Origin of the sequence: Brachybacterium tyrofermentans (assembly GCF_039526165.1) — a bacterium.
Lineage (GTDB): Bacteria > Actinomycetota > Actinomycetes > Actinomycetales > Dermabacteraceae > Brachybacterium > Brachybacterium tyrofermentans.
On the sequence record NZ_BAAAIR010000006.1, the window covers coordinates 143,225 to 165,045 of the forward strand.

Sequence of the window (21,821 nt, forward strand, 5' to 3'; positions counted from 1 at the left end):
CGTGGTGGTGGCTCCGACCGGCGTCGATCCGGTGACCTTTCGATTTTCAGTCGAACGCTCTACCAACTGAGCTACAGAGCCGTGGCCGCGAGCGGCCGAGGACAAGACTAACAGGGCTCCGGGGCTGATCCCAACCGGCTGGGGCCGGTGAGAGGCACACCACCATCGGGCAGGCGAGGGGACGTCCGCGCAGTGCATCGCACCACCCCGTACATCACCTCACGGCTCGCCCCCGAGAGCGGCCGCCCGCTCCACCGGCCGCGGGCCGACGCCTCAGGAGACCTGGATGATGCTCTTGCCGAGGTTGCGGCCGTGCAGCATCCCCACGAAGGCATCGGGAGCGCTGTCGAGACCCTCGGTGATGTCCTCGGTGTACTGCACCTGGCCGGAGGCGACCCAGCCGCCCATGTCTCGCAGGAAGTCCTCGTACAGCGCCTCGACGAACTCGATCTGGATGAAGCCGCGCAGGGTGAGGCTCTTGGCGAGCACCGCGCCCATCAGCTGGCCGCTGCGGTCCGGCCCCTCGGGCAGGGAGGTCGAGTTGTAGTTCGCGGCGAGACCGCACACCGGCACCCTCGCATACGTGTTCAGCTGCGGCAGCACGGCATCCCAGACGGCGCCGCCCACGTTCTCGAAGTACACGTCGATGCCGTCGGGGGTGGCGGCGGCGAGGCGACCGGGCAGATCGGGGGTGCGGTGGTCGAGAGCCTCGTCGAAGCCGAGCTCCCGCAGCAGGGCGACCTTGTGCTCGCCGCCGGCGATGCCGACGGCGCGGGCGCCGTGGATCTTCGCGATCTGACCCACGGCGGAGCCCACGGGGCCGGTCGCGGCGGCGACGGCGACGGTGTCTCCGGCTCGCGGCTCCCCGATGGCGAGCAGGCCGGCGTAGGCCGTGAAGCCGGGCATGCCGAGCACGCCGAGCGCGGTGGTGACGGGCGCGGCCTCCGGGTCGAGCGTGCGCAGGTGGCCGGTCGTCTCGAGGCTGTACTCCTGCCAGCCGCCGTAGGAGAGGACGGTGTCACCGGGGGAGAAGCCCTCGGCCGCGGACTCGACGACTTCGGAGACCGTGGCGCCCACGATCACGTCACCGATCTCCATCGGTGCGGCGTAGGACTTGGCGGCGCTCATGCGGCCGCGCACATAGGGGTCCAGAGAGAGGTACCGGGTGCGCAGCAGCACCTGGCCCTCCTCGGGGGACGCGATCTCGACGGCGTCGTGCTCGAAGTCGGCGGCCGTGGGCTCGCCGTGCGGGCGGGCGGCGAGGCGGATGCGGTGGTTCAGGCGTGTGGTGCTCATGGTCCGAGCGTAGAACGGCGGCCGGCGACGTGGTCGGGGGAGACCTTGTGAGGGGTCCGACAGCGTGAGCGGGAATCCGCCGCCGGGCACATAACGGCTGGTCGGCGTGACGCGAGTCCCACGCGTCGGCGGCCGACGCCGGTCGCGCTGATGGGTCTGGTGGGTGAGGGGTCCCGTGGGCCGGCGGGGCGCGTCGGGGAATGCAGGAAGCCCCGGAACGATGTTCCGGGGCTTCCTGTGCGGGCGACCCTGACCAGACTTGAACTGGCGACCTCCGCCGTGACAGGGCGGCGCTCTAACCAACTGAGCTACAGGGCCTTACGTGATCTCTGCACTCGCGCGCTTCGACCTGACCAACTCTACCGGACGTTCTCGGGGCTCCCGGCCACTTTTACTGTGAGCCGCCTCGCACTCCGGTCTCATGCGGCTGACCAGGACATCGATCGAACCGTACGAGTACCCCCAACGGGATTCGAACCCGTGTCGCCGGCGTGAAAGGCCGGTGTCCTAGGCCACTGGACGATGGGGGCCCGGGCAACGACGTGCCCGACGCAGAGCATACCCATCGATGGCGCTGCGCGTCTGCGGGAATCCCGCCGATGCGGCATACGCGACACGAAACGGTTGTCGGCGGGGTGTCGTCGTGCGGGGTGCGGCCGGCCGCTGGGTCGAGGGCAGCGGCTCCCGGGCCGGCCGATGGCGTGGTTCGATGGGTGCATGATCCGGATCAGCCGAGAAGAGTTCGAGGAAGCGGTCGATGACGCCCTCGACTCGCTGCCCGAGGAGATCGCCCGGGCGATCGCGGAGGCGAACGTCGCGATCCTCATCGAGGAGGAGCCCCGGTTCGAGCATGCGGGCGGCACCGAGCTGCTGGGCCTGTACGAGGGTGTTCCGCTGGACAAGCGCTCCGTGTTCGACGGCTACGCCCAGCCCGACCGGATCTTCGTGTTCCGTGGGCCGCTGCAGCGCGTGGCCGTCTCCCGTGAGCACCTCGTCGAGCAGATCGCCGTCACCGTGCTGCACGAGCTCGGCCACCTCTTCGGAATCAGCGACAAGCGGCTGCACGAGCTCGGCTGGGGCTGACCGCCGCACGTGACTCCGCGCTGGCCGGGGCGCGCCCCGGCTCCGCGCTGGCCGTCGTGCTCCCCAGCGTGCTCAGGACTCGAGGTCGCTGAGCCCGGCCTCGTGGGCGATGATCGCGATCTGGACCCGGTTCGTGCAGTCCAGCTTGGCGAAGATCTTCGAGACGTGCGCCTTCACGGTCGCCTCGCTCATGAACAGCCGCATCCCGATCTGGGCGTTGGACAGCCCGGCCCCGACGGCGCCGAGCACCTCGGTCTCCCGCTCGGTGAGCTGGTCGATCCCGGGGTGACGGTCCTGGCGGGTGCCGGGGTTGGCGTCGGAGAAGTGGGAGAGCATGCGCCGGGTGATGGTGGGGGAGAGCATCGCATCGCCGCCGGCGACCACGCGCACGGCGCGGGCGAGGTCCTGCGGCGGGGTGTCCTTGAGCAGGAAGCCGTCGGCCCCTGCCTCGAGCGCCTGGAACACGTACTCATCCATGTCGAAGGTGGTGAGCATGATGATCTTCGGCGGGTTCGGCAACGCGGAGACCGCCCTGGTGGCGGCGATGCCGTCCAGCCCGGGCATGCGCACGTCCATCAGCAGCACATCGGGGCGGTGCTTCTGCACCAGCGTCACCGCCTCGGAGCCGTCGCCGCCCTGGCCCACGATCTCGATCGCCGGGTCCGCACCCAGGATCATCGCCAGCCCGGCGCGCACCAGGGAATCATCATCGACCAGCCCCACACGGGTCACGTCGTCATCGGCCATGGGATCACCGCCCTCACTTCGAAGCGTCCATCATCGGTGGGGCCCGACGCGATCGTGCCGCCGGCATGCGTCACGCGGGTCTCGATCCCGGACAGCCCCATGCGGGCCCCCGGCAGATCCGTCGTGAACCCCTTGGGAAGAACATTACTGACCTCGATCACGAGGTCGGTGCCCGGCTCACCGATCAGTGCCACTCGGGCCTTGGTGTGCAGGGCGTGCTTGTGGATGTTCGTCAGCCCTTCCTGCACCACGCGGAACGCGGTGCGCGCGAGCTGATCGGGCACCGGATCGTCGATGAAGTCGAACAGGTCCACGGTGATGCCCGCCTCCTGCGAGGTGGTCACCAGGCGCCGCACGTCCTCCCAGGTGGGCTGAGGGGCCAGCGGGGCCTCCTCGCCGTCGCCGCGCAGCACGCCCAGCACCTCTCGCAGCTCGGAGAGAGCGGTGGAGGCCGTCTGCCGGATCAGCCCCGCGGACTGCTGGACCTGCTCCCGCTCGAGGTTCGGGTTCACCTCGAGGGCGCCCGCCTGGAGGGCGACGAGGGAGATCTTGTGGGCGACGATGTCGTGCATCTCGCGGGCGATGCGTGTGCGTTCTGCGCGTCGGGCCTGCTCCTGGGCGACGGCCTGGCCGGATTCCGCCTGGTCGGCGCGCTTCTGCAGCTGCGCGAGCAGCATCCGGCGGGTCGAGACGTACATGCCCAGCGACGCCGAGGCGGCGACGATCAGCGTCGTGACCACGACGCCCGTGATCCCCACGATCTCGACGCCGATCCCGCTCACGGACAGCACCGGGACGATGCCCGACGCCACGGCGAGCAGGGCGACCAGCAGGGTGCGCGCGCGCCGGCTGCTGCGTGTCGCGAAGGCGAACGGGACGACGATCAGGATCACCAGGGACCACGCGACGGTGTTGAGCGCGAGGACGAGGGGGAGCAGCCACGGCCAGTGCCGGTGGCGCAGGAGGAGGGCCGCACCGAGGAGAACGGTGAGGCCTGCGCGCATCAGGTCCCAGCCCGAGGCGGCGACGACCACGGACAGCACGACCTCTGCCAGGACCAGTGCCAGGAGCACCACGTCCTGCCAGGTCCGGCGCACGGGCGCTCCGAGTTCTTCCACGCGCTCACTGTATCGGCGCAGGCGGGGACGGAGCCGCGCGGGCGGCCCGTCGGCCGAGGTTCCAGCCGGAGGTCGGCCCCGCGGACGACCCACCCCCGACGCAGGTCGGGGGTCGTGACCCAGCCGGCCCGCCTGTGGCCGACGATCGTCGCGCTCGGGCTGACCCGCGGTCGCTGTCCGAGCGGGGTGGCCGCGGCGGACAGTAGGGGCATGACCTCACAGACCAGCTCCTCCGCATCCAGCGGCACCTCCGCGGTCCGCGGCACCTCTGCAGCCGGCAGCACCTCTGCTGCCCTCGAGGTGCAGGGCCTGACCAAGCGCTATGGCGACCGCGCCGTGGTCGATGACCTGAGCTTCACCTGCCTGCCCGGCAGCGTCACCGGCTTCCTCGGCCCCAACGGCGCCGGGAAGTCCACGACGCTGCGGGTCCTGACCGGCCTCGCCCGGGGCGACTCCGGCCGGGCGCTCGTGGGCGGTGTCGACTACCGCAGCCTCGAGCACCCCGCCCGCACCATCGGCGTGATGCTCGATGCGGGCGCGCTCCACCGCGGCCGAACCGGCCTGGAGACCCTGCGCCTGGCGGCGCGCGCCATCGGGATGCCCGCCTCCCGGGCCGACGAGGTCCTCGAGACCGTCGGCCTGGGACACGCCGGTGCGAAGCGGGTGGGCGGCTACTCCTACGGCATGCGCCAGCGCCTCGGCATCGGGGTGGCGCTGATCGGTGATCCCGCCGTGCTGGTGCTCGACGAGCCCGCCAACGGGCTGGATCCCGAGGGGATCCGGTGGATGCGCCGCCTGCTGCGCTCCTTCGCCGACGCCGGCGGCACTGTGCTGCTGTCCAGCCACCAGCTGCGCGAGGTGCAGGCCACCGTGGACCGCCTGGTCGTGATCGCCGGGGGTCGGTTGGTGCGCGAAGGCACGCTGGATGAGCTGACCAGCGAGGGCGGCACGCGTGTGGGTGCCCTGGACCCCCGAGCCCTCCGCGCGGCCCTCGATACCCATGGGATCGCCTATGAGCGCCGCTCCGGGGACGAGCTCGAGGTGAGCCTGGCCCCGGAGGACATGGGACGCCTCGCCCTGCGCGAGCAGATCGTCCTCACCTCGCTGGGCGCCACCGACCACGGTGGGCTCGAGGAGGTCTTCTTCGCGCTCACTGGCCAGGCGGACCCCGACTCGGAGTCCAGCGCCCCGGCCGGTCCCGACACCCCGACCGGCTCCGATGCCACGGCTCAGCTCGCATCCTCCTGATCACCCCGTTCCTGAGCACTTCGTCCTGATCGCTCGTTCGCGATCGCACCGTTCCCACCTCTTCGAGGAGACCTCCCATGAGACCCGCACTCGACCTCCGCGCCCATCTCGACACCCGCGGCTCCGCGATCCTGATGACGATCTCGCTGATCCTCATCGTCGGCTTCGCCGCCCTCGGGGGGCTCCTGCAGCCCCTCTTCCTGGCCGATTCCAGTTCCGACATCAACCTGACCCTCATCGTGCTGAGCCTTCCGCTGTCCCTGATCATCCCGGTGATCGCGGTGCTGATCGTCGCGGGGGAGTGGTCCGACGGCTCGATCCAGCTGACCTTCCTGCAGCGCCCGGGGCGTCTCGGGGTGCTGGCCTCCAAGGTGATCGCTGCTGTCGTGGTGATCGCTGCGATCGTGGCGTTCGCCTACGCGCTCGCGGCGCTGACCACCTGGATCGGTGGTGAGCTGATCGGGGAGGGCGCGATCTTCTCCGCGTTCGGCGATGCGCTGACCACCCAGCTCATCGGTCTCGCAGCCATCCTGCTCTTCTCGCTCGCCGTGGGCATCGCCCTGCAGTCCACCGTGGTCGGCTTGGTCGCCGCGATCGGCATTCCCTTCGTGGTCGGCACCGCCACGGCGGTCGCCATGCTCACCGGGTCCGAGGTCCTCATGGACGTTGTGCGCGCGGTGGATCTGCAGACGGCCGCGACCGTGCTCGCCTCCGGGGACGCGACGGCCTTCGAGCTGATCCCGCTGGTCCTGCTCGTGGTGCTCCCTGCCGTCTACGGGGCGTGGCGCTGGAACAACCGCGAAGTGGCCTGACTCGTCCCGGCTCGGCTCGGCCCGGCCCGTCCTGACTCGCCCCGGCCCGGCTCGCACGGAGCTCGCCGACCCGGTCATCCCTGGGGCCTAGGATGGCCGGGCCGTCGCGCGATCTCCCCGGTCCGGCCCGTCCCACCGCGGCCGAGGCCGTCGGCGATCAGCCCCACGGGATGCGCCCCGATCTCCCGGCGCGTCCACCAGGTCCAGCTCCGCCCCCAGGACAAGGAAGCCACGTATGACACTCGCCGCCCGGCCGCGACGGTCCCTCTCCCGACTCACGGCGGCCCTGGCCGCGACCGTGCTGCTGCTGAGCGGCTGCACGCAGCTCGGCGAGGGAGCGGAGGACGGCGGCGGTGCCGGCGACGGGACCAGCGACGGCGGCGGCTCCGCCCAGCAGGCCCCGGACGGCGAGCAGGACCTCCCGCTGGACGAGCTCGGCACGTCGGCCGCGCAGGATCTGCCCGGCGACCCGTCGACCGATCCGGAGTACGCCCAGTACTACGAGCAGGACATCGAGTGGGACGACTGCGAGGGTGTCGTCGCCGAGGGGCTGGAATGCGGGATCCTCACGGTCCCGCTCGCCTGGGATGACCCGGGCGGCACGGACATCGACCTCGCGGTGGCGCGCATCCCGGGCTCCGGGCAGGTCACCGGATCGCTCGTGTTCAACCCGGGCGGCCCCGGCGTCTCCGGCGTCAACTACATGGAATCCGCGCCGTACATGATCTCCCCGGAGGTCCTCGGCACCTATGACCTGGTGAGCTTCGACCCGCGCGGTGTGGGCCGCTCCGAGGGCGTGCAGTGCCTGACCGATGAGGAGACCGACGAGTACCGCGCGGTGAAGGGGCAGCCCGTCTCCGCCGAGTCCTCGCGGCTCTACGAGGAGTGGGGCGCACGGATCGCCGCCTCCTGCGAGGAGAACTCCGGGGAGGTCCTGCCCTACCTCGATACCTACTCCTCCGCCCGCGACATGGACGTGCTGCGCTCGTCCCTGGGCAGTGAGCAGCTCGACTACCTCGGGTACTCCTACGGCAGCTACCTCGGTTCGAGCTATGCCGATCTGTACCCCGATCGCGTCGGGCACTTCGTGCTGGACGGGGCGATCGATCCCACGCTCACGATGGACGAGTTCGTCGCCGGTCAGTCGGAGGGCTTCGAGAAGGCGGCCGACGTCTTCCTCCAGGACTGCCTGGACACTGCCCAGCAATGTCCCCTCAAGGGTGACGTCGCCGAGGCGAAGAAGCAGTTGAACGCGTTCTTCGCGGCCGCCGACGAATCGCCCGTGGACAGCGGTGACCCCGAGCGGCCCCTCACGGGCTCCCTCGCCCGCTCCGCCGTGCTGGCGCTGATGTACAGCGACGAGCTGTGGCCCACGGGCCGCGAGGCGCTCACCGCCGCGATGAACGGCGACGGCAGCCAGCTGCTGGAGATGGACGACCGCTCCGCCGAGCGCCAGCTGGACGGCTCGTACCGCACCAGCTCCGCGTTCTCGATGACCGCGGTGAACTGCCTGGATCATCCCCGAGTCGCCGACGAGGAGTGGGCGGCGCAGGAGACCGCCCGCATCACGGAGGAGTTCCCGACCTTCGGATCGAACATCGCCAAGGACGACTGCGCGCAGTGGCCGCAGGCCCCGGTGCGCGACCCCGCACCGATCTCCGCCGAGGGCGCCGCACCCATCGTGGTGATCGGCACGACCGGGGACCCGGCCACCCCGTACGCCTGGTCCACAGCACTGGCCGAGCAGCTGGACAGCGGCGTGCACCTGACCTGGGAAGGCAACGGGCACACCGCCTACGGACGCTCCGGCGGTTGCATCGAGGAGCAGGTCGACGCCTACCTCCTGGAGGACACCGTGCCGGAGGACGGCTTCAGCTGCTGACCATGAGCCGTCCGCTGCATCCTTCGGGCCTGGCGTCGGCCGCCGCGGCAGGCTCGGGTGCCGAGCGTGACGGGGATCGCGCTCCCGCGCTTTGCACCGGTCGCCCGGTGTCCCGTAGAGTGAACCAATCCGCCGTGTGAACGGCGGAAACGCCGCCTTAGCTCAGTCGGTAGAGCGATTCACTCGTAATGAATAGGTCACCAGTTCGATTCTGGTAGGCGGCTCCGAGTGATAGAAGACCCCCTCACCTCGCAGGTGTGGGGGTCTTCTGCTGTCGTCGCTCCCGCGCGCGCTCGTCGTCCTGCTCGGGACCGTGTTCAGCACCGTCGGGCTGCTCGCGAGGAGCAGGCACAGGGACCGCGGCGTCGCGGGGGGCGACAAATGGACACATGTCAGATATTGTGGACGGCCTGGTTCAGCACGGTACATGCCCGGCATGCGCCGACATCGTGACGCTTCTCGGGCTTCGATGACCCTGAAGGAGTCTGCGTGGTACGCCGCAGGAAGTATCTTCCGCAAGTACCGATCTACGAGCTCGTGAGCATCATCCCGGACACGTTCGGCGGAATGGTCACCGTCGCGTTGCAGCGCAGCTCTGCGTTCGCCGACCTCGACGGTCGACGGATCGATATCCTCACGAAGTCTCCGAACATGGTCGACCAGGATGTGCGCACGCAGCAGCTGCGCAGCACCGGGCAGATCAGCGGCAACGTGCGGATCCGCAACGTCTGGTCGGATCTGGGGACGCAGCCCGATGAGGAGCTGGTGGGTCTCCGGTCGCAGGTGGACCCTGTGCTGCCTGCCGCTGATGAGCTGCCCGATCCTGATCGGACCCGGCAGCCACGGCGATTCGGCGACACCGAGGACGTCCTCCAGATCGACCGCTTCCGCTCCGATGGAACGCGGGCGATCTGCGATGAACGGGACGCCGGGCAGCGCGGGGTGCGGAGCGGTCGCCTCATCACGCTCTTCACCCGGGACGGACGACCGCTCGCACAGTGGCGCAGCGAACGCAGGCTCTATCACGCATGGCTCGACTGGGTGATCGGCGAGGAGGAATCGATCCTGATCGTCGACTCCGCCACGGCCGGGAGCCGATTCTTCGACTATCAGCGTGACAACGTCACCACCGTCCAGGCCATCCACAATCACCATCTCCTCCAGATGCGATCCGATGAACGGGGCGGATTGGCGCCCAGCGTGATGCGGATGCTGAGCCATCTGGACTGGTTCGACGCCGTGGCGATCCTGACCCCCCGTCAGCAGGCGGGCTTCGTGGACGCTGGGGTGGTCGCCGAGAACAGCTTCGTGGCTCCCAACATGCTCGCCTGCCCGGCCGCGGAGCCCGTGGCCGAGCAGCGCCGTTCCGGCGGAGTCATCGTGGCACGTCAGACGACGCAGAAGAGGCTCGACCACGCCCTGCGCGCTCTGGCGCTCGCACGTGCCGAGGGAGTCGACACGCAGGTCGAGATCTTCGGCCTGGGACCGCTGACCCGGCGGCTCACCAGGACGGCGGAGCGGCTCGACCTGGGGGACGTCGTCCGGTGGAGGGGGTATGACGCGAACGCGAAGCAGAGATTCGGCACGGCGGTGTTCACGCTGATGAGCAGCCGTTACGAAGGGCATCCGGTCGCACTGCTGGAAGCGATGTCAGCAGGATGCATCCCGATCGTCTATGACATCGAGTTCGGTCCCAGCGACGTGGTCACCGATGGTGTCGACGGGTTCCTCGTGCCGTCGGGGGACATCCAGGCCATGGCCGACGCCCTGGTGAGAGTTCATGGCATGCCGGCCCGGGAGCGGGCGCGGATGCGTACGGCGGCGATCCGGCGCGCGCAGGACTTCTCGCCCGAGAACGTCGCCAAGATCTGGGGAAAGGAGCTCGCCCGGGCTCGACGACGTCAGCGCGCGCTCCGGGGGGAGAAGGTCGACGCGACGCTGCTCTCTGCGAAGCTCTCGAAGAAGGGGCTCCGGCTCCGGCTCAAGGTGGTCGCCGGTCCGTGGGGTCGCAGGCCCGAGGCGATGGTCGGGTGGATCGGGCGAGGCCGAGACGCCTACGGACGTGTCCGGGCGAGGGTGAAGCCGACCTCCGACGGCTGCATCGTCGAGGCGCTCCTCACGGCGGAGCAGCTCACCGCGATCGTCGGCCGATCCGTGCTGGACCTCTATGTGTTCGTTCGAGGCGCCCGGACCTGGGGCCGTGCGCGCATCGCGAGCGCGAAGGAGCAGATGCCTCCGGCTCGCGATGGTCTCGCGCCGTACACCACGGCCGGAGGGAACGTCAGCATCCGTCGCGAGGCCTGACCGCCACGCAGCGCTGCGGGTGCCGATGCCTCCGAGGTCTCGCGCCATCGTGCTGACGTCGAGCGGTCGCTCAGAAGCGGCTGCGCGCAGTGAGCTCCTCGTCGATCCAGGAGGTGAGCGCGGGCTTGGACGCGGCGAGGCCGGCGGGCAGCCACAGCGCCTTCTGCATGCGTCCATCCGTCTTCTCGCGATCGAACACCGTGACCAGGCCGGCGTCGTACTGCCGCTGGGCCTCGGCATTGGTCACGCCGAGCTCGATCTGGCGGTTGGAGTCCTGCGTGATCGTCTCGACCTGGAGGATCTCGGACCAGGGGATCTCGCCCGCCCGCGCGGTCGTCATGGTGAGGCCGGTGGGGGCGACGGTGAGGCCGACGGCCGGGCTGATGGCGCGGCGGAGATGGACGACCATCAGGACCAGGCATCCGAGGACGACCAACCAGCCGAGCAGCATGAGGACACCGCTGGCGGCGAGGCCCAGGACGAGGCCGACCAGGATGAGGAACACGCAGAGCAGTGCGAGCAGCGCGCCCCGCACACGGGAGAAGCGGAAGGTCACCGGTTCGCCCTGGGCGAGGGTCGAGGTCCAGGCGGCTACATTCTTCGTCGGTGTGCTCATGTGTGTCGTATCCCTGTGATCGTGGTGTCTGCGCCGTGCCGTCGTGCCGTCGTGCCGTCCTGCGGCCCGAGCGCGCGGACCGGGGAACAATCTACTGCGGTGCGCGCCATCGCAGGGCACCGACGTCCTTGGTGCGAGCTGCGCAGTTCACCCGCCCTGCCTGCATCTCCTGTCGTCCTGGGACGTGCGCGGACGGCGGGTGCGTCGGAGGCGTGCCGTGGGGCAGGCCCGTGGCCCTTTTCTTGATTTAGTCCAGAGAGCGGGCTAGGGTAGGGCTATGCCGACGTTCGACCACCCCTCCGCCTTGCGTGAGGCAGGACTGCGCGTGACCGCCCCGCGGCTCGCGACGCTGTCCGCGGTCGCCGAGCATCCTCATGCCGACGCCGAGATGATCGCCCAGGCGGTCCGCGAGCGGCTGGGCACGGTGTCCCGGCAGGCGGTCTACGACGTGCTCAACGCCCTGTCCGATGCGGAGCTGCTGCGCCGCGTCTCCGTGGGCGGCCGCAGCATGCAGTACGAGCTGCATCGCCACGACAACCACCACCACCTGGTGTGCCGCAGCTGCGGGCGCCTGGAGGACGTGCCCTGCTCCGTCGGCCATTCGCCGTGCCTGACCCCCTCCGACGACCACGGTTTCGAGATCGAGATCGCCGACGTCGTCTACCGAGGCATCTGCTCCCGGTGCCGCGCCGCGCAGGCGTCGGCCGATCCTGCCGCCACGCCTCGCGCACAGGATGCCGCGCCCGGCGCGCATACCGCCCCCGAATCCCCCTGACCCTCCGGGGTCAGGGTCCTTGTCCCCGACCGTCACTGTCCGAACGTCACTGTCAGCACTTATCGTTACAACGTGTCAGAAACCATCACGACCACCAGGAGACGCATATGAACGACTTCGATCCCACGATCCCGAGCACCACGGAGTCCGGCGCTCCGCGCGAGTCCGACTCGAATTCGCTGAGCATCGGCGCCGACGGCCCGCTGCTGCTGCACGATGTCGCCCTCGTCGAGAAGCTCGCCCGCTTCGACCGTGAGCGCGTCCCGGAGCGCAGCCCCCACGCGAAGGGCTCCGGTGCCTTCGGCGTGCTCGAGGTGACCGAGGACGTCTCGCAGTACACCAAGGCTGATCTGTTCCAGCCCGGTCGCAAGACCCCGATGCTGCAGCGCTTCTCCACCGTCGCCGGTGAGCTGGGCTCGCCCGACACCTGGCGTGACGTGCGCGGCTTCTCGATGAAGTTCTACACGCAGGAGGGCAACTACGACCTGGTCGGCAACAACACGCCGATCTTCTTCCTCCGTGACCCGATGAAGTTCCCCGACTTCATCCACTCCCAGAAGCGCCTCCCGGATTCCGGCCTGCGCTCGAACACGATGCAGTGGGACTTCTGGTCGAACTCCCCGGAGTCCGCCCACCAGGTCACCTACCTCATGGGTGACCGTGGTCTGCCCAAGTCCTGGCGCCACATGAACGGCTACGGCTCGCACACCTATATGTGGGTCAACGAGTCCGGCGAGAAGTTCTGGGTCAAGTACCACTTCCACACCGATCAGGGCCTCGAGTTCCTCAGCAACGAGGAGGCGGAGCAGATCGCCGGCTCGGACGGCGACTACCACCGTCGCGACCTGTTCGAAGCGATCGACCGCGGCGAGAACCCGAGCTGGACCGTCTCCGTCCAGGTCATCCCCTACGAGGAGGCGAAGACCTACCGCTTCAACATCTTCGACCTGACCAAGACGGTGTCCAAGAAGGACTATCCGCTGATCAAGGTCGGGAAGATGACCCTGAACAAGAACCCGCAGAACCACTACGCCCAGGTGGAGCAGGCGGCCTTCAGCCCCTCGAACCTGGTGCCGGGCATCGGGGTCTCCCCGGACAAGATGCTGCTGGGCCGCGTGTTCTCCTACCCGGATGCGCAGCGTCACCGCATCGGCACGAACTTCAACCAGCTGCCGGTGAACCAGCCCGTCGTGCCCACGAACTCCTACGACAAGGAGGGGTTCATGCAGTTCTTGCACTCCGGGGACGCGCCGGTGTACGCACCGAACTCCTACGGTCGTGCGTATCAGGACGAGCAGGGCCCCGTCGACAACGGCTGGGAGACTGACGGCGAGCTGGTGCGCGCCGCCTACACCCTCCACTCCGAGGACGGCGACTTCGTCCAGCCCGGCATCCTGGTGCGCGAGGTCTTCGACGACGGCGACCGCGACCGCCTGGTCGAGACCGTCTCCGGCGGCCTGAGCACCGTCGAGGAGCCCGTGCTCTCCAACGCGATCCAGTACTGGAAGAACATCGACCAGACCGTCGGTGAGCGCATCGAGAAGGCCATCGGCACCGCCGCGGCCGACGAGATGTCCGGCGGCGACCCGCTGAACAGCTGACCCGCCCCGGGCCGACGATGACGGCCCGGTGATCCGCACGAGAACGCGGCGCGTCCCCGATATCGGGGACGCGCCGCGTTCGTGCACCTGGCGGGTGCTGTCAGTGCTGAGGGGGCTGTCAGTGCCGAGGGCGTCGGCGTGGGTCGGTCGGGACGACGGGCCCCACGGGCCCTCAGGCGAGCAGGACCTCGTAGGCGCTCAGACGACCAGGACCTCGCAGGGGGCGGCGAGCAGGAGCTTCTGGACGGTGAGTCCGAGCAGGTGCCGGGCGAGGTCGTTCTGACGGCGGATGCCCAGCACGAGCAGCTCGGCCTTCTCCTCCGTGACCACACGCAGCAGCACGTCGGCGATGTCGTCATCGGTGTGGTCCTGGCGCATCTCGACGCGCACAGCGGCCTGACGGAGCTGGTCACGAGCGATCTCGAGCTGCTGGTCATTCGCGTGGCGAGGGTCCGAGGTGACGCCGTCGCGCACCACGTTGACCACGATCAGCGGGCCGCCGCGCCGTTCAGCCTGTTCGCGTGCAGCTGCCAGCGCCTTGAAACCCACGTCGGTGGGGATGAATCCGACGACGACTGCCATCTGTTCTCCTCGGGTGCGGTCCGGGCGTCGGCCGTGCCCGTGAGGGGGCGGCCAGCTCCGATCCTACGGGCTGACGGCACCGCGAGGGGACCGGCACCGCTGTCAGACTCCTGTCAGACCCCGGTGCCGGAGCCGGAGCTGGGGGTCTCGGAGCGCTGCTGCCCGGACAGCTGCTGGATCTCGTCCATGATCCGCGCGGTCATGAGGCGTCGCTTGAGCCCCTTGGACGCGGCGGGGTCGATATCGCTGAAGTCGATCGGGCGGCCGATGCGCACGCTGACCACGCCGCGCTCGGGAAGCTTCTTCTTCATGAGCTCGGGGGTGCCCTTGAGCCCGACGGGGATGATCGGCCGACCGGATTCCAGGGCGAGCCAGGCGGCGCCCTGCTTCCCCGGATGCAGCATGCCGTCCTTCGAGCGGGACCCCTCGGGATAGATGCCGAAGCCCGCCCCTTCGCGGAGGATGACCTGCGCGGACTGCAGCGCGCCCTTGCCCGAGGCGAGGGCGTCCCGGTCCACGGGCACGGCGTCGACCGCCGTGAAGAACCACTTCAGGACCTTGCCCTTGAGGCCCTTCTGGTTCCACAGGCTCTCCTTGGCCACGAACCGGATCTGGCGCGGGAACGCCACCGGGAGCACGAAGCTGTCGATGTTGGAGAGGTGGTTGGAGGCGATGATGAAGCCGCCCTCGGCCGGCACGTTCTCGAGCCCGGTGACCCGGGGGCTCCAGATGAGCGAGACGAAGGGGCGCACGGCGGTGCGGACTCCCATGTAGAAGCGCTGGGTCACGTGGTCCTCCTGGGTCGGCTCAGAACGCGCACCACGATATCCCCGTCGGGGCGGTGCCTGGTGCCGAAGGTCGGTGTGAGCCCACAGATGATGCGCAGGTCGCACCGGTGAAGCGGGCGGGGCGGGTACGGGCTGATGTGGTAGAACAGGCGTGCGTCACGCGCCGAATCCGAGGCGCGGAGCCGGGGACGGCCGATGCGCCCGCCGCAGGTCGGCGGTGCTGCCGCTGTTCCCGTCGATCCCGAGGAGCCTGTCGATGCCGAAGACCTTGAACATCGCCGTGATCGGCGCCGGAACCATGGCGCAGGCCGTGCACCTTCCGGTGCTGCGTCGGCGCTGGGACCGCTTCGCGGTCACCGCCCTGGTGGATCATTCCCCGCGTCGTCGCCGGGAGTCCTCCGAGGTGTGGGGGATCGGTGAGGAGGCGCGCTACGAGAGCGTCGCCGACCTGATCGCCGCGGTGCGTGCGAAGAGCGTCAGCGTGGATGCGGTGGTGCTGTCCACCGATGGCCTGCATGTCGATGATCTGCTGCAGCTGATGAAGCGGGGCCTCCCGATCCTCGTCGAGCCGCCCCTGGGCTACTCCGAGGACGAGATCGCGCGGGTGGCGGACTTCGAGCGGATGACCGGTCGCCGCCTCGTGATGATGGCCTATCCGCAGCAGTACGACGACTCCGTGTCGCGGATGGCCGAGCAGATCGCCACCAAGGACCTGCGGATGGTGGACCACGAGGTGCTGATGCCGGCGAGCCAGCCGTTGTTCGGCGGCGCGCACGTCACCACCTCGTCGTACGACCTCCCCTCTGAGGTGCGCGCCCAGCGCCGCACGAATCTCCAGGCGGCAGTGGTCGCCGGCTCCGGCGACGGCGCGACTCAGCGCGATCGCGACCTCTACGTCAAGGGTCTGCTGACCGGGGTGGCTCATCAGCTGGCCGTGCTCGAGGCCGTGTACGGTCCGGTCGCGCGCCTGGTCGCGGTGCGTCATTGGCCCAAGGGCGTGATCCCCGGTTCCCTCGAGCTGCTCGGCGAGCTCGAGGGCGGTGCGCAGGTGCGGCTGGTCTGGCATTACCTCCCGTTCGCGCCGGAGTACTCCGAGACCATCGAGGTGCTCTCCGCCCGTCGGCGGATGCAGGTCGAGCTGCCGGCTCCCTCGCACGGCGATCGTCGATCCACGGTCTCGCTGCGGGAGAAGAAGGCCGGCGTGGTCCAGGAGACCTCCACGACCGCGGCCAAGGGCTCGGCGGAGCTGATGTGGGAGGCGTTCCATGCCTTCGTCGAGAAGGGCACGCTGCCCTACTCCGGCGCCGCCGAGGCGCAGACCCAGGTCGCGCTGCTGCGCGAGGTGCTCTCCACGATCGTGGTCGCCGACGGACGGAGCCTCGAGGCGGAGCCCACGGACGAGGACCCCTCCGATGAGGAAACGGCCAGCGAGGACTCTGCCGACGGCGGGTCGACGGACGGACCCGACACAACGGACGGGACGGCGGCCGATGGACCCGGCTCGACCCCCGACGGCTCGTCGATGATGGTCACCGCGCCGGCTGCGGTCGCCACGGCCGCCGGCGGATCCGACGAGGCGCCTGGCGGATCCGGCGCTACCGCTGACGTCGCCGGCGCGGTCGCTGCGTCGGACGGGTCCGATGAGGTCGATGGGGTCGATGGGGTCGATGGGGTCGATGGGGTCGATGGGACCGATGGGGCCGATGGGGCCGATGGGGCCGACGGGACCGGCATGACTGATGACGCTGAACAGTCTCACCGCGCCGGTGCCGCCGAGCCGTCGCACCGGGCCGACGACGCCGACCCGTCTCACCGGGCCGATGTCGTCGCCGATACGACTGCTGCTTCTGCCTCCGAGGCGACGGCTGCTTCTCCTGCTGCCGACACGACTGCTGCTGCCGACGCCGGTGCACAGCCGGCGAACGAGCCCGCAGATGATTCCGAGTCGAAGCTCCTCCCCGCCGACCCCGTGGTCAACGCCTGGGTCGTACCGGCGAGGCAGAACGGAGACACCACCGAGGGCTCGGATCCGGAGACGCCCGGAGACCGGCCGGAGGACCCGTCGCGTCCCTGAGGCCGTCTGTTCCAGCCCCGCCAGCACGACGAGGCCTCCCGTCCAGGGAGGCGCCGATCCCCGCTTCTCCGATCGTCCGGAGAGGCGGGGATCGTCGCGTCCTGGGTCGCCCCGCCCTCGGGGCGACGAGCTCCGTCGCGGCGACACGCCGCGACCGCTGAGCGACATGGCGACGACACGCCCGGGTGTCGTCAGGACACGCCGGGATCCTCCTCACGTGGAGGACGTCCCGGAGTGATCCGCGGCGCTCGCCGGAGCCCGTCGTCCACCGCAGCGATGGGCTGTCGGACCCCTCATCCACACTGCACTGTGCATGCTTTCCCGGCTTTCGTGCGTGGGCCCCGGCAGTTGTCCCCATCCCTCCCGATCTGTCCACAGCCCATCAACAGCCGATTGTGGATGACAGGGTTGTAACTCAGTACATCTTGTGGTCGTTCCACTGAGGCACCACTAGGTGTAGTGTTGACGTTGTCGCAGCGATCCGGGCTTCCCGGGGACCTGCCACCGCATCAGAAGCCCTCGTGGCGGAGGTGGCGGGGAGGTCTCAGAGCGTCGCGACACGGTCCTCGGACCACCAGAACCATCAGCAAGAACCATCCTCTTCGCGCCGCCGGCGCGGCGCTCGAGAAAGGCCCCTTCCCTTGGACATCACCGTGTACTCCAAGCCCCTCTGCGTGCAGTGCGACGCCACCAAGCGCGCCCTCAACAAGGCGGGCGTGGCCTACGACGTCGTCGACATCACCGAGGATGCCGACGCGCTCGCCCGCATCAAGTCGATGGGCTACGTCCAGGCGCCCGTCGTCATCACCGAGCAGGACCACTGGTCCGGCTTCCGCCCCGACAAGATCAAGGCCGTCGTGGCGGCCACGGGCGCTCAGCGCAGCGCCGCCGCGATCTGATCGGCCGCCGGAGCTGCAGGGCGAATCGGCGTGACTGACCTCGTCTACTTCTCCTCGGTCTCGGGCAACACCCACCGCTTCGTCGAGAAGCTCGGGATGCCTGCATCCCGGATCCCGCTCTATCCCCGGGACGAGCACCTTGTTGCCGACAAGGAGTTCGTCCTGGTGACCCCGACCTATGGCGGCGGGAACGGCCACGGTGCCGTCCCCAAGCAGGTCATCAAGTTCCTCAACGACGAACGCAACCGGAACCTCATCCGGGGCGTGATCGGTGCTGGCAACACCAATTTCGGGGAGGCGTACTGCTTGGCCGGAGACATCATCTCCGCCAAGTGCCGCGTCCCGCACATGTACAAGTTCGAACTGTTCGGTACCCCTCGCGACGTGCAGCGGGTCCACGACGGATTGGAAGAGTTTTGGCGACACTGACCGAGATGCCCCCGGTCGAGCACAACAGGCAGCTCGACTACCACGCGCTGAACGCGATGCTCAACCTCTATGGTGCGGACGGTGAGATCCAGTTCGAGAAGGACCGGCTCGCCGCTCGCGAGTACTTCCTGCAGCACGTGAACCCCAACACGGTGTTCTTCCACTCGCTGCGCGAGAAGATGGACTACCTGATCGAGAACCAGTACTACGAGGCCGCGGTCATCGAGCAGTACGACTTCTCCTTCGTGGAGTCGCTGTCCGAGCAGGCCTTCGCGAAGAAGTTCCGCTTCCCGACCTTCCTGGGCGCGTTCAAGTACTACACCTCGTACACGCTGAAGACCTTCGACGGCAAGCGGTACCTGGAGCGCTTCGAGGACCGTGTCGTGATGGTGGCCCTCACCCTCGCCGAGGGCGATGAGCAGCTGGCCCGCAACCTCGTCGAGGAGATCCTCGACGGTCGCTTCCAGCCGGCCACCCCCACCTTCCTCAACGCCGGCAAGGCCCAGCGCGGAGAGCTCGTCTCCTGCTTCCTGCTGCGCATCGAGGACAACATGGAGTCCATCGGGCGCTCCATCAACTCCGCGCTGCAGCTGTCCAAGCGCGGCGGCGGCGTCGCCTTGCTGCTGAGCAACGTGCGCGAGTACGGTGCGCCGATCAAGCGGATCGAGAACCAGTCCAGCGGGGTCATCCCCGTGATGAAGCTGCTCGAGGACTCCTTCTCCTACGCGAACCAGCTCGGTGCGCGTCAGGGTGCGGGCGCGGTGTACCTCAATGCCCACCACCCGGACATCCTGCGGTTCCTCGACACCAAGCGCGAGAACGCGGACGAGAAGATCCGCATCAAGACCCTCTCCCTCGGTGTGGTCATCCCCGACATCACCTTCGAGCTCGCCAAGAACAACGAGCCGATGTACCTGTTCTCCCCGTACGACGTGGAGCGCGAGTACGGCAAGCCGTTCGCCGAGGTGAACGTCTCGGAGTCCTACCGCGAGATGGTCGACAACCCGAAGATCGCCAAGAAGAAGATCAAGGCACGCGACTTCTTCCAGATCCTCGCGGAGATCCAGTTCGAGTCCGGCTACCCGTACATCATGTTCGAGGACACCGTGAACAGGGCCAACCCGATCCCGGGCAAGGTCACCCACTCGAACCTGTGCTCCGAGATCCTGCAGGTCTCGACCCCCTCGACCATGAACGTCGACCTGACGTACGACGAGCTGGGCCGCGACATCTCCTGCAACCTCGGCTCGATGAACATCGCCAAGGCGATGGACTCGGCCGACTTCGGGCGCACCATCGAGACCGCGATCCGTGGTCTGACCTCGGTCTCGGACAACTCCGACATCGAGTCCGTGCCGACCATCGCCGAGGGCAACCGCAGGTCGCACGCCATCGGCCTGGGCCAGATGAACCTCCACGGCTACCTCGCACGCGAGTCCATCTTCTACGGCTCCGAAGAGGGCCTGGACTTCACGAACATGTACTTCTACGCGGTCACCTACAACGCCATCAAGGCGTCGAACAGGATCGCCAAGGAGCGCAAGGAGGTGTTCTTCGACTTCGAGAACTCCACCTACGGCACGGGCACCTACTTCGACAAGTACATCGACAAGGTGTGGGAGCCCCGCACCGAGAAGGTCCGCGGTCTGTTCGAGAGCTCCAGCGTGCACCTGCCCACCCAGGAGGACTGGAAGCAGCTGCGTGAGGACGTCAAGGCGCACGGCATGTACAACGCCTACCTGCAGGCGGTCCCGCCGACCGGCTCGATCTCGTACATCAACCACTCGACGAGCTCGATCCACCCGATCGTCTCCAAGATCGAGATCCGCAAGGAAGGCAAGATCGGCCGGGTCTACTACCCCGCGCCGTACATGACCAACGACAACCTCGAGTACTACGAGGATGCGTACGAGATCGGCTACGAGAAGATCGTCGACACCTACGCCGAGGCCACGCAGCACGTGGACCAGGGCCTGTCGCTGACGCTGTTCTTCCCGGACACCGCGACCACGCGCGACATCAACAAGGCGCAGATCTACGCATGGCGCAAGGGCATCAAGACCCTGTACTACATCCGCCTGCGCCAGATGGCGATCGAGGGCACCGAGGTCGAGGGCTGCGTCAGCTGCATGCTGTGAGTCTCTGACCCCGATCACGAAGGGCGGGCATCCGGATCACCGGATGCCCGCCCTTCGTCGTGCCGACGGCGCTGCGGCGAGGGCACGCCAGGTGGACAATAGGGAGAACGGTGTCCAACAGGCTGTCTGGACTGGGTAGGCTGGGGCGGACGTCCGTCCTCCCTGGAGCGAAGGAGCTCTCATGCATGCCGAAGAATCTGCAGCCTCGTCCGGCCTCCCGGCGGGTGCACCGACTGCCCGGCCGGCTGTCCGATCAACTCCCACGATCGCCGACGATCCGGAACACAGCTCCCGGCCCCGCGTGGTCATCGCCGTGGACCTCCCCGAGGAGCTCTGCCAGCAGATCGCCGAGGCCGAACCCCGCGTCGAGGTCATCCGCGACCACACGCTCTATCGGCCTCGCCGCGGACCGGCGGACTGGGCCGGCGATCCCGACCATGTCCGCACTCCCGAGGAGCAGGCGGCCTACGACGCGATGGTCGATTCCGCCGACGTGCTGTTCTCGCTGCCCGACGTCGACCCCTCCGCCCTGCGCCGCACGGCCGAGGCCAACCCGCGCCTGCGCTGGGTGCAGGCCATGGCCGCTGGAGGCGGTGCGCAGGTCAGGGCTGCCGCCCTCGACCCGGCTGCGCTCGAGCGGATCTCCGTCACCACCACCGCCGGGGTCCACGGCCGCCCGCTCGCGGAGTTCGCCCTCTTCGGTGTCCTCGCCGGCGCGAAGACCCTCCCGCAGCTCACCGCCCAGCAGCAGGCCCATGAGTGGAGCGACCGCTGGGAGATGAGGCAGCTCGACGAGATGACCGTGCTGATCGTGGGCCTCGGCGGCATCGGCCGCGCCTGTGCGGGCCTGTTCTCCGCAGTGGGCGCGCACGTGCTCGGCACCACCCGCAGCGGGGAGCCCGTGGACGGTGTCGACGAGTTGGTGCCTGCCGACCAGCTCGTCGTGGCCGCCGCGCGGGCCGACGCGATCGTGGTGACCCTGCCCGGGACCGCGGCGACCGAAGGCCTCATCGGCTCCGAGGTACTCGGCGCCGTGCGACCGGGAACCATCCTGGCGAACGTCGGGCGCGGCACCGTCGTCGACGAGAACGCGCTCCTCGCGGCGCTCGAGGATGGCCGCATAGGCTTCGCCGCGCTCGACGTGTTCGCCACCGAGCCGCTGCCGTCGACCAGCCCGCTGTGGGATCATCCTCGTGTCCTCGTCAGTCCGCACACCGCCGCTCTCAGCTCACGTGAGGAGGAGCGGATCGTGCGACTGTTCCTCGAGAACCTCGGCCGTTTCCTCGACGGCGCAGAGCTGCGCAACGTGGTGGATACCGTCGAGTTCTACTGAGTGGACCCCGTCAAGTTCTACTGACGTCCTGCCGGCGTCCTGCTGAGTTGAACGCGTTCCCCTGAACGCTCTGCCGAACGTCGTGCCGAACGTTCC

The 21,821-nt window shown here is 68.9% G+C and carries 18 protein-coding genes and 4 tRNA genes; 13 read left to right on the plus strand and 9 right to left on the minus strand.

Features of this window, described 5'->3' with window-relative positions; genetic code table 11:
* Window positions 1-5 precede the first annotated feature (5 nt).
* The 4 genes from ABD093_RS01680 to ABD093_RS01695 form a co-directional block, all read right to left on the minus strand.
* Window positions 6-81: transfer RNA gene (locus ABD093_RS01680), tRNA-Phe, on the minus strand.
* A gap of 192 nt (window positions 82-273) precedes the next feature.
* Window positions 274-1,296, minus strand: a complete 1,023-nt coding sequence (locus tag ABD093_RS01685; RefSeq protein ID WP_193118890.1) for an NADP-dependent oxidoreductase — start codon at window positions 1,294-1,296, stop codon at window positions 274-276.
* A gap of 244 nt (window positions 1,297-1,540) precedes the next feature.
* A tRNA-Asp gene (locus tag ABD093_RS01690) sits at window positions 1,541-1,614 on the minus strand.
* Window positions 1,615-1,753: 139 nt separating this feature from the next.
* Window positions 1,754-1,826: transfer RNA gene (locus tag ABD093_RS01695), tRNA-Glu, on the minus strand.
* Window positions 1,827-2,013: 187 nt separating this feature from the next.
* Between ABD093_RS01695 and ABD093_RS01700 the strand changes: the two genes are divergently transcribed.
* A complete protein-coding gene (locus ABD093_RS01700) occupies window positions 2,014-2,379 on the plus strand; it encodes a metallopeptidase family protein (protein ID WP_193118889.1) in 366 nt (121 codons plus the stop codon).
* Window positions 2,380-2,451: 72 nt separating this feature from the next.
* On the opposite strand, the gene ABD093_RS01705 is transcribed toward ABD093_RS01700, so the two are convergent.
* Complete coding sequence (locus tag ABD093_RS01705) at window positions 2,452-3,126, minus strand: response regulator (protein ID WP_193118888.1); 675 nt, start codon at window positions 3,124-3,126, stop codon at window positions 2,452-2,454.
* Window positions 3,108-4,244, minus strand: a complete 1,137-nt coding sequence (locus ABD093_RS01710) for a histidine kinase (protein ID WP_343922039.1) — start codon at window positions 4,242-4,244, stop codon at window positions 3,108-3,110. Before ABD093_RS01710 ends, ABD093_RS01705 begins: the two co-directional genes overlap by 19 nt.
* A 210-nt stretch (window positions 4,245-4,454) precedes the next feature.
* Between ABD093_RS01710 and ABD093_RS01715 the strand changes: the two genes are divergently transcribed.
* The 5 genes from ABD093_RS01715 to ABD093_RS01735 all read left to right on the plus strand — a co-directional run bounded on the left by ABD093_RS01715 (window position 4,455) and on the right by ABD093_RS01735 (window position 10,490).
* Window positions 4,455-5,492 carry an ABC transporter ATP-binding protein gene (locus tag ABD093_RS01715; protein ID WP_343922040.1) on the plus strand — a complete coding sequence of 346 codons (1,038 nt, stop codon included), beginning with the start codon at window positions 4,455-4,457 and terminating at the stop codon, window positions 5,490-5,492.
* 77 nt (window positions 5,493-5,569) lie between these two features.
* Window positions 5,570-6,304: an ABC transporter permease gene (locus tag ABD093_RS01720; RefSeq protein WP_193118886.1), complete on the plus strand. Its 735-nt coding sequence runs from the start codon at window positions 5,570-5,572 to the stop codon at window positions 6,302-6,304.
* A 235-nt stretch (window positions 6,305-6,539) separates the two neighbouring features.
* Complete coding sequence (locus ABD093_RS01725; RefSeq protein WP_343922041.1) at window positions 6,540-8,186, plus strand: alpha/beta hydrolase; 1,647 nt, start codon at window positions 6,540-6,542, stop codon at window positions 8,184-8,186.
* A 151-nt stretch (window positions 8,187-8,337) separates the two neighbouring features.
* Window positions 8,338-8,410, plus strand: a tRNA-Thr gene (locus ABD093_RS01730).
* 265 nt (window positions 8,411-8,675) lie between these two features.
* Window positions 8,676-10,490, plus strand: a complete 1,815-nt coding sequence (locus ABD093_RS01735; protein WP_193118884.1) for a glycosyltransferase — start codon at window positions 8,676-8,678, stop codon at window positions 10,488-10,490.
* Window positions 10,491-10,560: 70 nt separating this feature from the next.
* On the opposite strand, the gene ABD093_RS01740 is transcribed toward ABD093_RS01735, so the two are convergent.
* Window positions 10,561-11,106 (minus strand): STM3941 family protein, encoded by a 546-nt coding sequence (locus tag ABD093_RS01740; RefSeq protein ID WP_193118883.1) that lies wholly within the window; start codon window positions 11,104-11,106, stop codon window positions 10,561-10,563.
* A 277-nt stretch (window positions 11,107-11,383) separates the two neighbouring features.
* Between ABD093_RS01740 and ABD093_RS01745 the strand changes: the two genes are divergently transcribed.
* The gene (locus tag ABD093_RS01745; protein WP_343922042.1) at window positions 11,384-11,881 is read left to right on the plus strand and encodes a Fur family transcriptional regulator; all 498 of its coding nucleotides are present in this window, start codon (window positions 11,384-11,386) and stop codon (window positions 11,879-11,881) included.
* A 107-nt stretch (window positions 11,882-11,988) separates the two neighbouring features.
* Complete coding sequence (locus ABD093_RS01750; RefSeq protein WP_343922043.1) at window positions 11,989-13,482, plus strand: catalase; 1,494 nt, start codon at window positions 11,989-11,991, stop codon at window positions 13,480-13,482.
* Window positions 13,483-13,680: 198 nt separating this feature from the next.
* Here the strand turns inward: ABD093_RS01750 and ABD093_RS01755 are convergent, their stop codons facing one another.
* Window positions 13,681-14,064, minus strand: a complete 384-nt coding sequence (locus ABD093_RS01755; RefSeq protein ID WP_343922044.1) for a universal stress protein — start codon at window positions 14,062-14,064, stop codon at window positions 13,681-13,683.
* 113 nt (window positions 14,065-14,177) lie between these two features.
* Window positions 14,178-14,852, minus strand: a complete 675-nt coding sequence (locus ABD093_RS01760) for a lysophospholipid acyltransferase family protein (protein ID WP_343922045.1) — start codon at window positions 14,850-14,852, stop codon at window positions 14,178-14,180.
* A 256-nt stretch (window positions 14,853-15,108) separates the two neighbouring features.
* Here ABD093_RS01760 and ABD093_RS01765 point away from each other — a divergent pair, with 256 nt between their 5' ends.
* From ABD093_RS01765 to ABD093_RS01785, 5 genes are all read left to right on the plus strand, one after another.
* A complete protein-coding gene (locus tag ABD093_RS01765) occupies window positions 15,109-16,926 on the plus strand; it encodes a Gfo/Idh/MocA family protein (RefSeq protein ID WP_343922046.1) in 1,818 nt (605 codons plus the stop codon).
* A 641-nt stretch (window positions 16,927-17,567) separates the two neighbouring features.
* Window positions 17,568-17,825, plus strand: a complete 258-nt coding sequence (nrdH, locus tag ABD093_RS01770; RefSeq protein WP_193118877.1) for a glutaredoxin-like protein NrdH — start codon at window positions 17,568-17,570, stop codon at window positions 17,823-17,825.
* A gap of 30 nt (window positions 17,826-17,855) precedes the next feature.
* Window positions 17,856-18,254 (plus strand): class Ib ribonucleoside-diphosphate reductase assembly flavoprotein NrdI, encoded by a 399-nt coding sequence (gene nrdI, locus ABD093_RS01775; RefSeq protein WP_343922047.1) that lies wholly within the window; start codon window positions 17,856-17,858, stop codon window positions 18,252-18,254.
* Window positions 18,255-18,259: 5 nt separating this feature from the next.
* Window positions 18,260-20,392 (plus strand): class 1b ribonucleoside-diphosphate reductase subunit alpha, encoded by a 2,133-nt coding sequence (nrdE, locus tag ABD093_RS01780; RefSeq protein WP_193118875.1) that lies wholly within the window; start codon window positions 18,260-18,262, stop codon window positions 20,390-20,392.
* Window positions 20,393-20,573: 181 nt separating this feature from the next.
* Window positions 20,574-21,725: a D-2-hydroxyacid dehydrogenase gene (locus ABD093_RS01785; protein ID WP_343922048.1), complete on the plus strand. Its 1,152-nt coding sequence runs from the start codon at window positions 20,574-20,576 to the stop codon at window positions 21,723-21,725.
* Window positions 21,726-21,821 lie beyond the last annotated feature (96 nt).

Bases quoted from the DNA above. Each gene is read 5' to 3' on its own strand.
- ABD093_RS01685 (WP_193118890.1), bottom strand. From the start codon at position 1,296: ATGAGCACCACACGCCTGAACCACCGCATCCGCCTCGCCGCCCGCCCG.
- ABD093_RS01745 (WP_343922042.1), top strand. From the start codon at position 11,384: ATGCCGACGTTCGACCACCCCTCCGCCTTGCGTGAGGCAGGACTGCGC.
- ABD093_RS01725 (WP_343922041.1), top strand. From the start codon at position 6,540: ATGACACTCGCCGCCCGGCCGCGACGGTCCCTCTCCCGACTCACGGCG.
- nrdE (WP_193118875.1), top strand. From the start codon at position 18,260: ATGCCCCCGGTCGAGCACAACAGGCAGCTCGACTACCACGCGCTGAAC.
- ABD093_RS01720 (WP_193118886.1), top strand. From the start codon at position 5,570: ATGAGACCCGCACTCGACCTCCGCGCCCATCTCGACACCCGCGGCTCC.
- ABD093_RS01750 (WP_343922043.1), top strand. From the start codon at position 11,989: ATGAACGACTTCGATCCCACGATCCCGAGCACCACGGAGTCCGGCGCT.
- ABD093_RS01755 (WP_343922044.1), bottom strand. From the start codon at position 14,064: ATGGCAGTCGTCGTCGGATTCATCCCCACCGACGTGGGTTTCAAGGCG.
- ABD093_RS01785 (WP_343922048.1), top strand. From the start codon at position 20,574: ATGCATGCCGAAGAATCTGCAGCCTCGTCCGGCCTCCCGGCGGGTGCA.
- ABD093_RS01715 (WP_343922040.1), top strand. From the start codon at position 4,455: ATGACCTCACAGACCAGCTCCTCCGCATCCAGCGGCACCTCCGCGGTC.
- ABD093_RS01740 (WP_193118883.1), bottom strand. From the start codon at position 11,106: ATGAGCACACCGACGAAGAATGTAGCCGCCTGGACCTCGACCCTCGCC.
- ABD093_RS01700 (WP_193118889.1), top strand. From the start codon at position 2,014: ATGATCCGGATCAGCCGAGAAGAGTTCGAGGAAGCGGTCGATGACGCC.
- ABD093_RS01705 (WP_193118888.1), bottom strand. From the start codon at position 3,126: ATGGCCGATGACGACGTGACCCGTGTGGGGCTGGTCGATGATGATTCC.
- ABD093_RS01765 (WP_343922046.1), top strand. From the start codon at position 15,109: ATGCCGAAGACCTTGAACATCGCCGTGATCGGCGCCGGAACCATGGCG.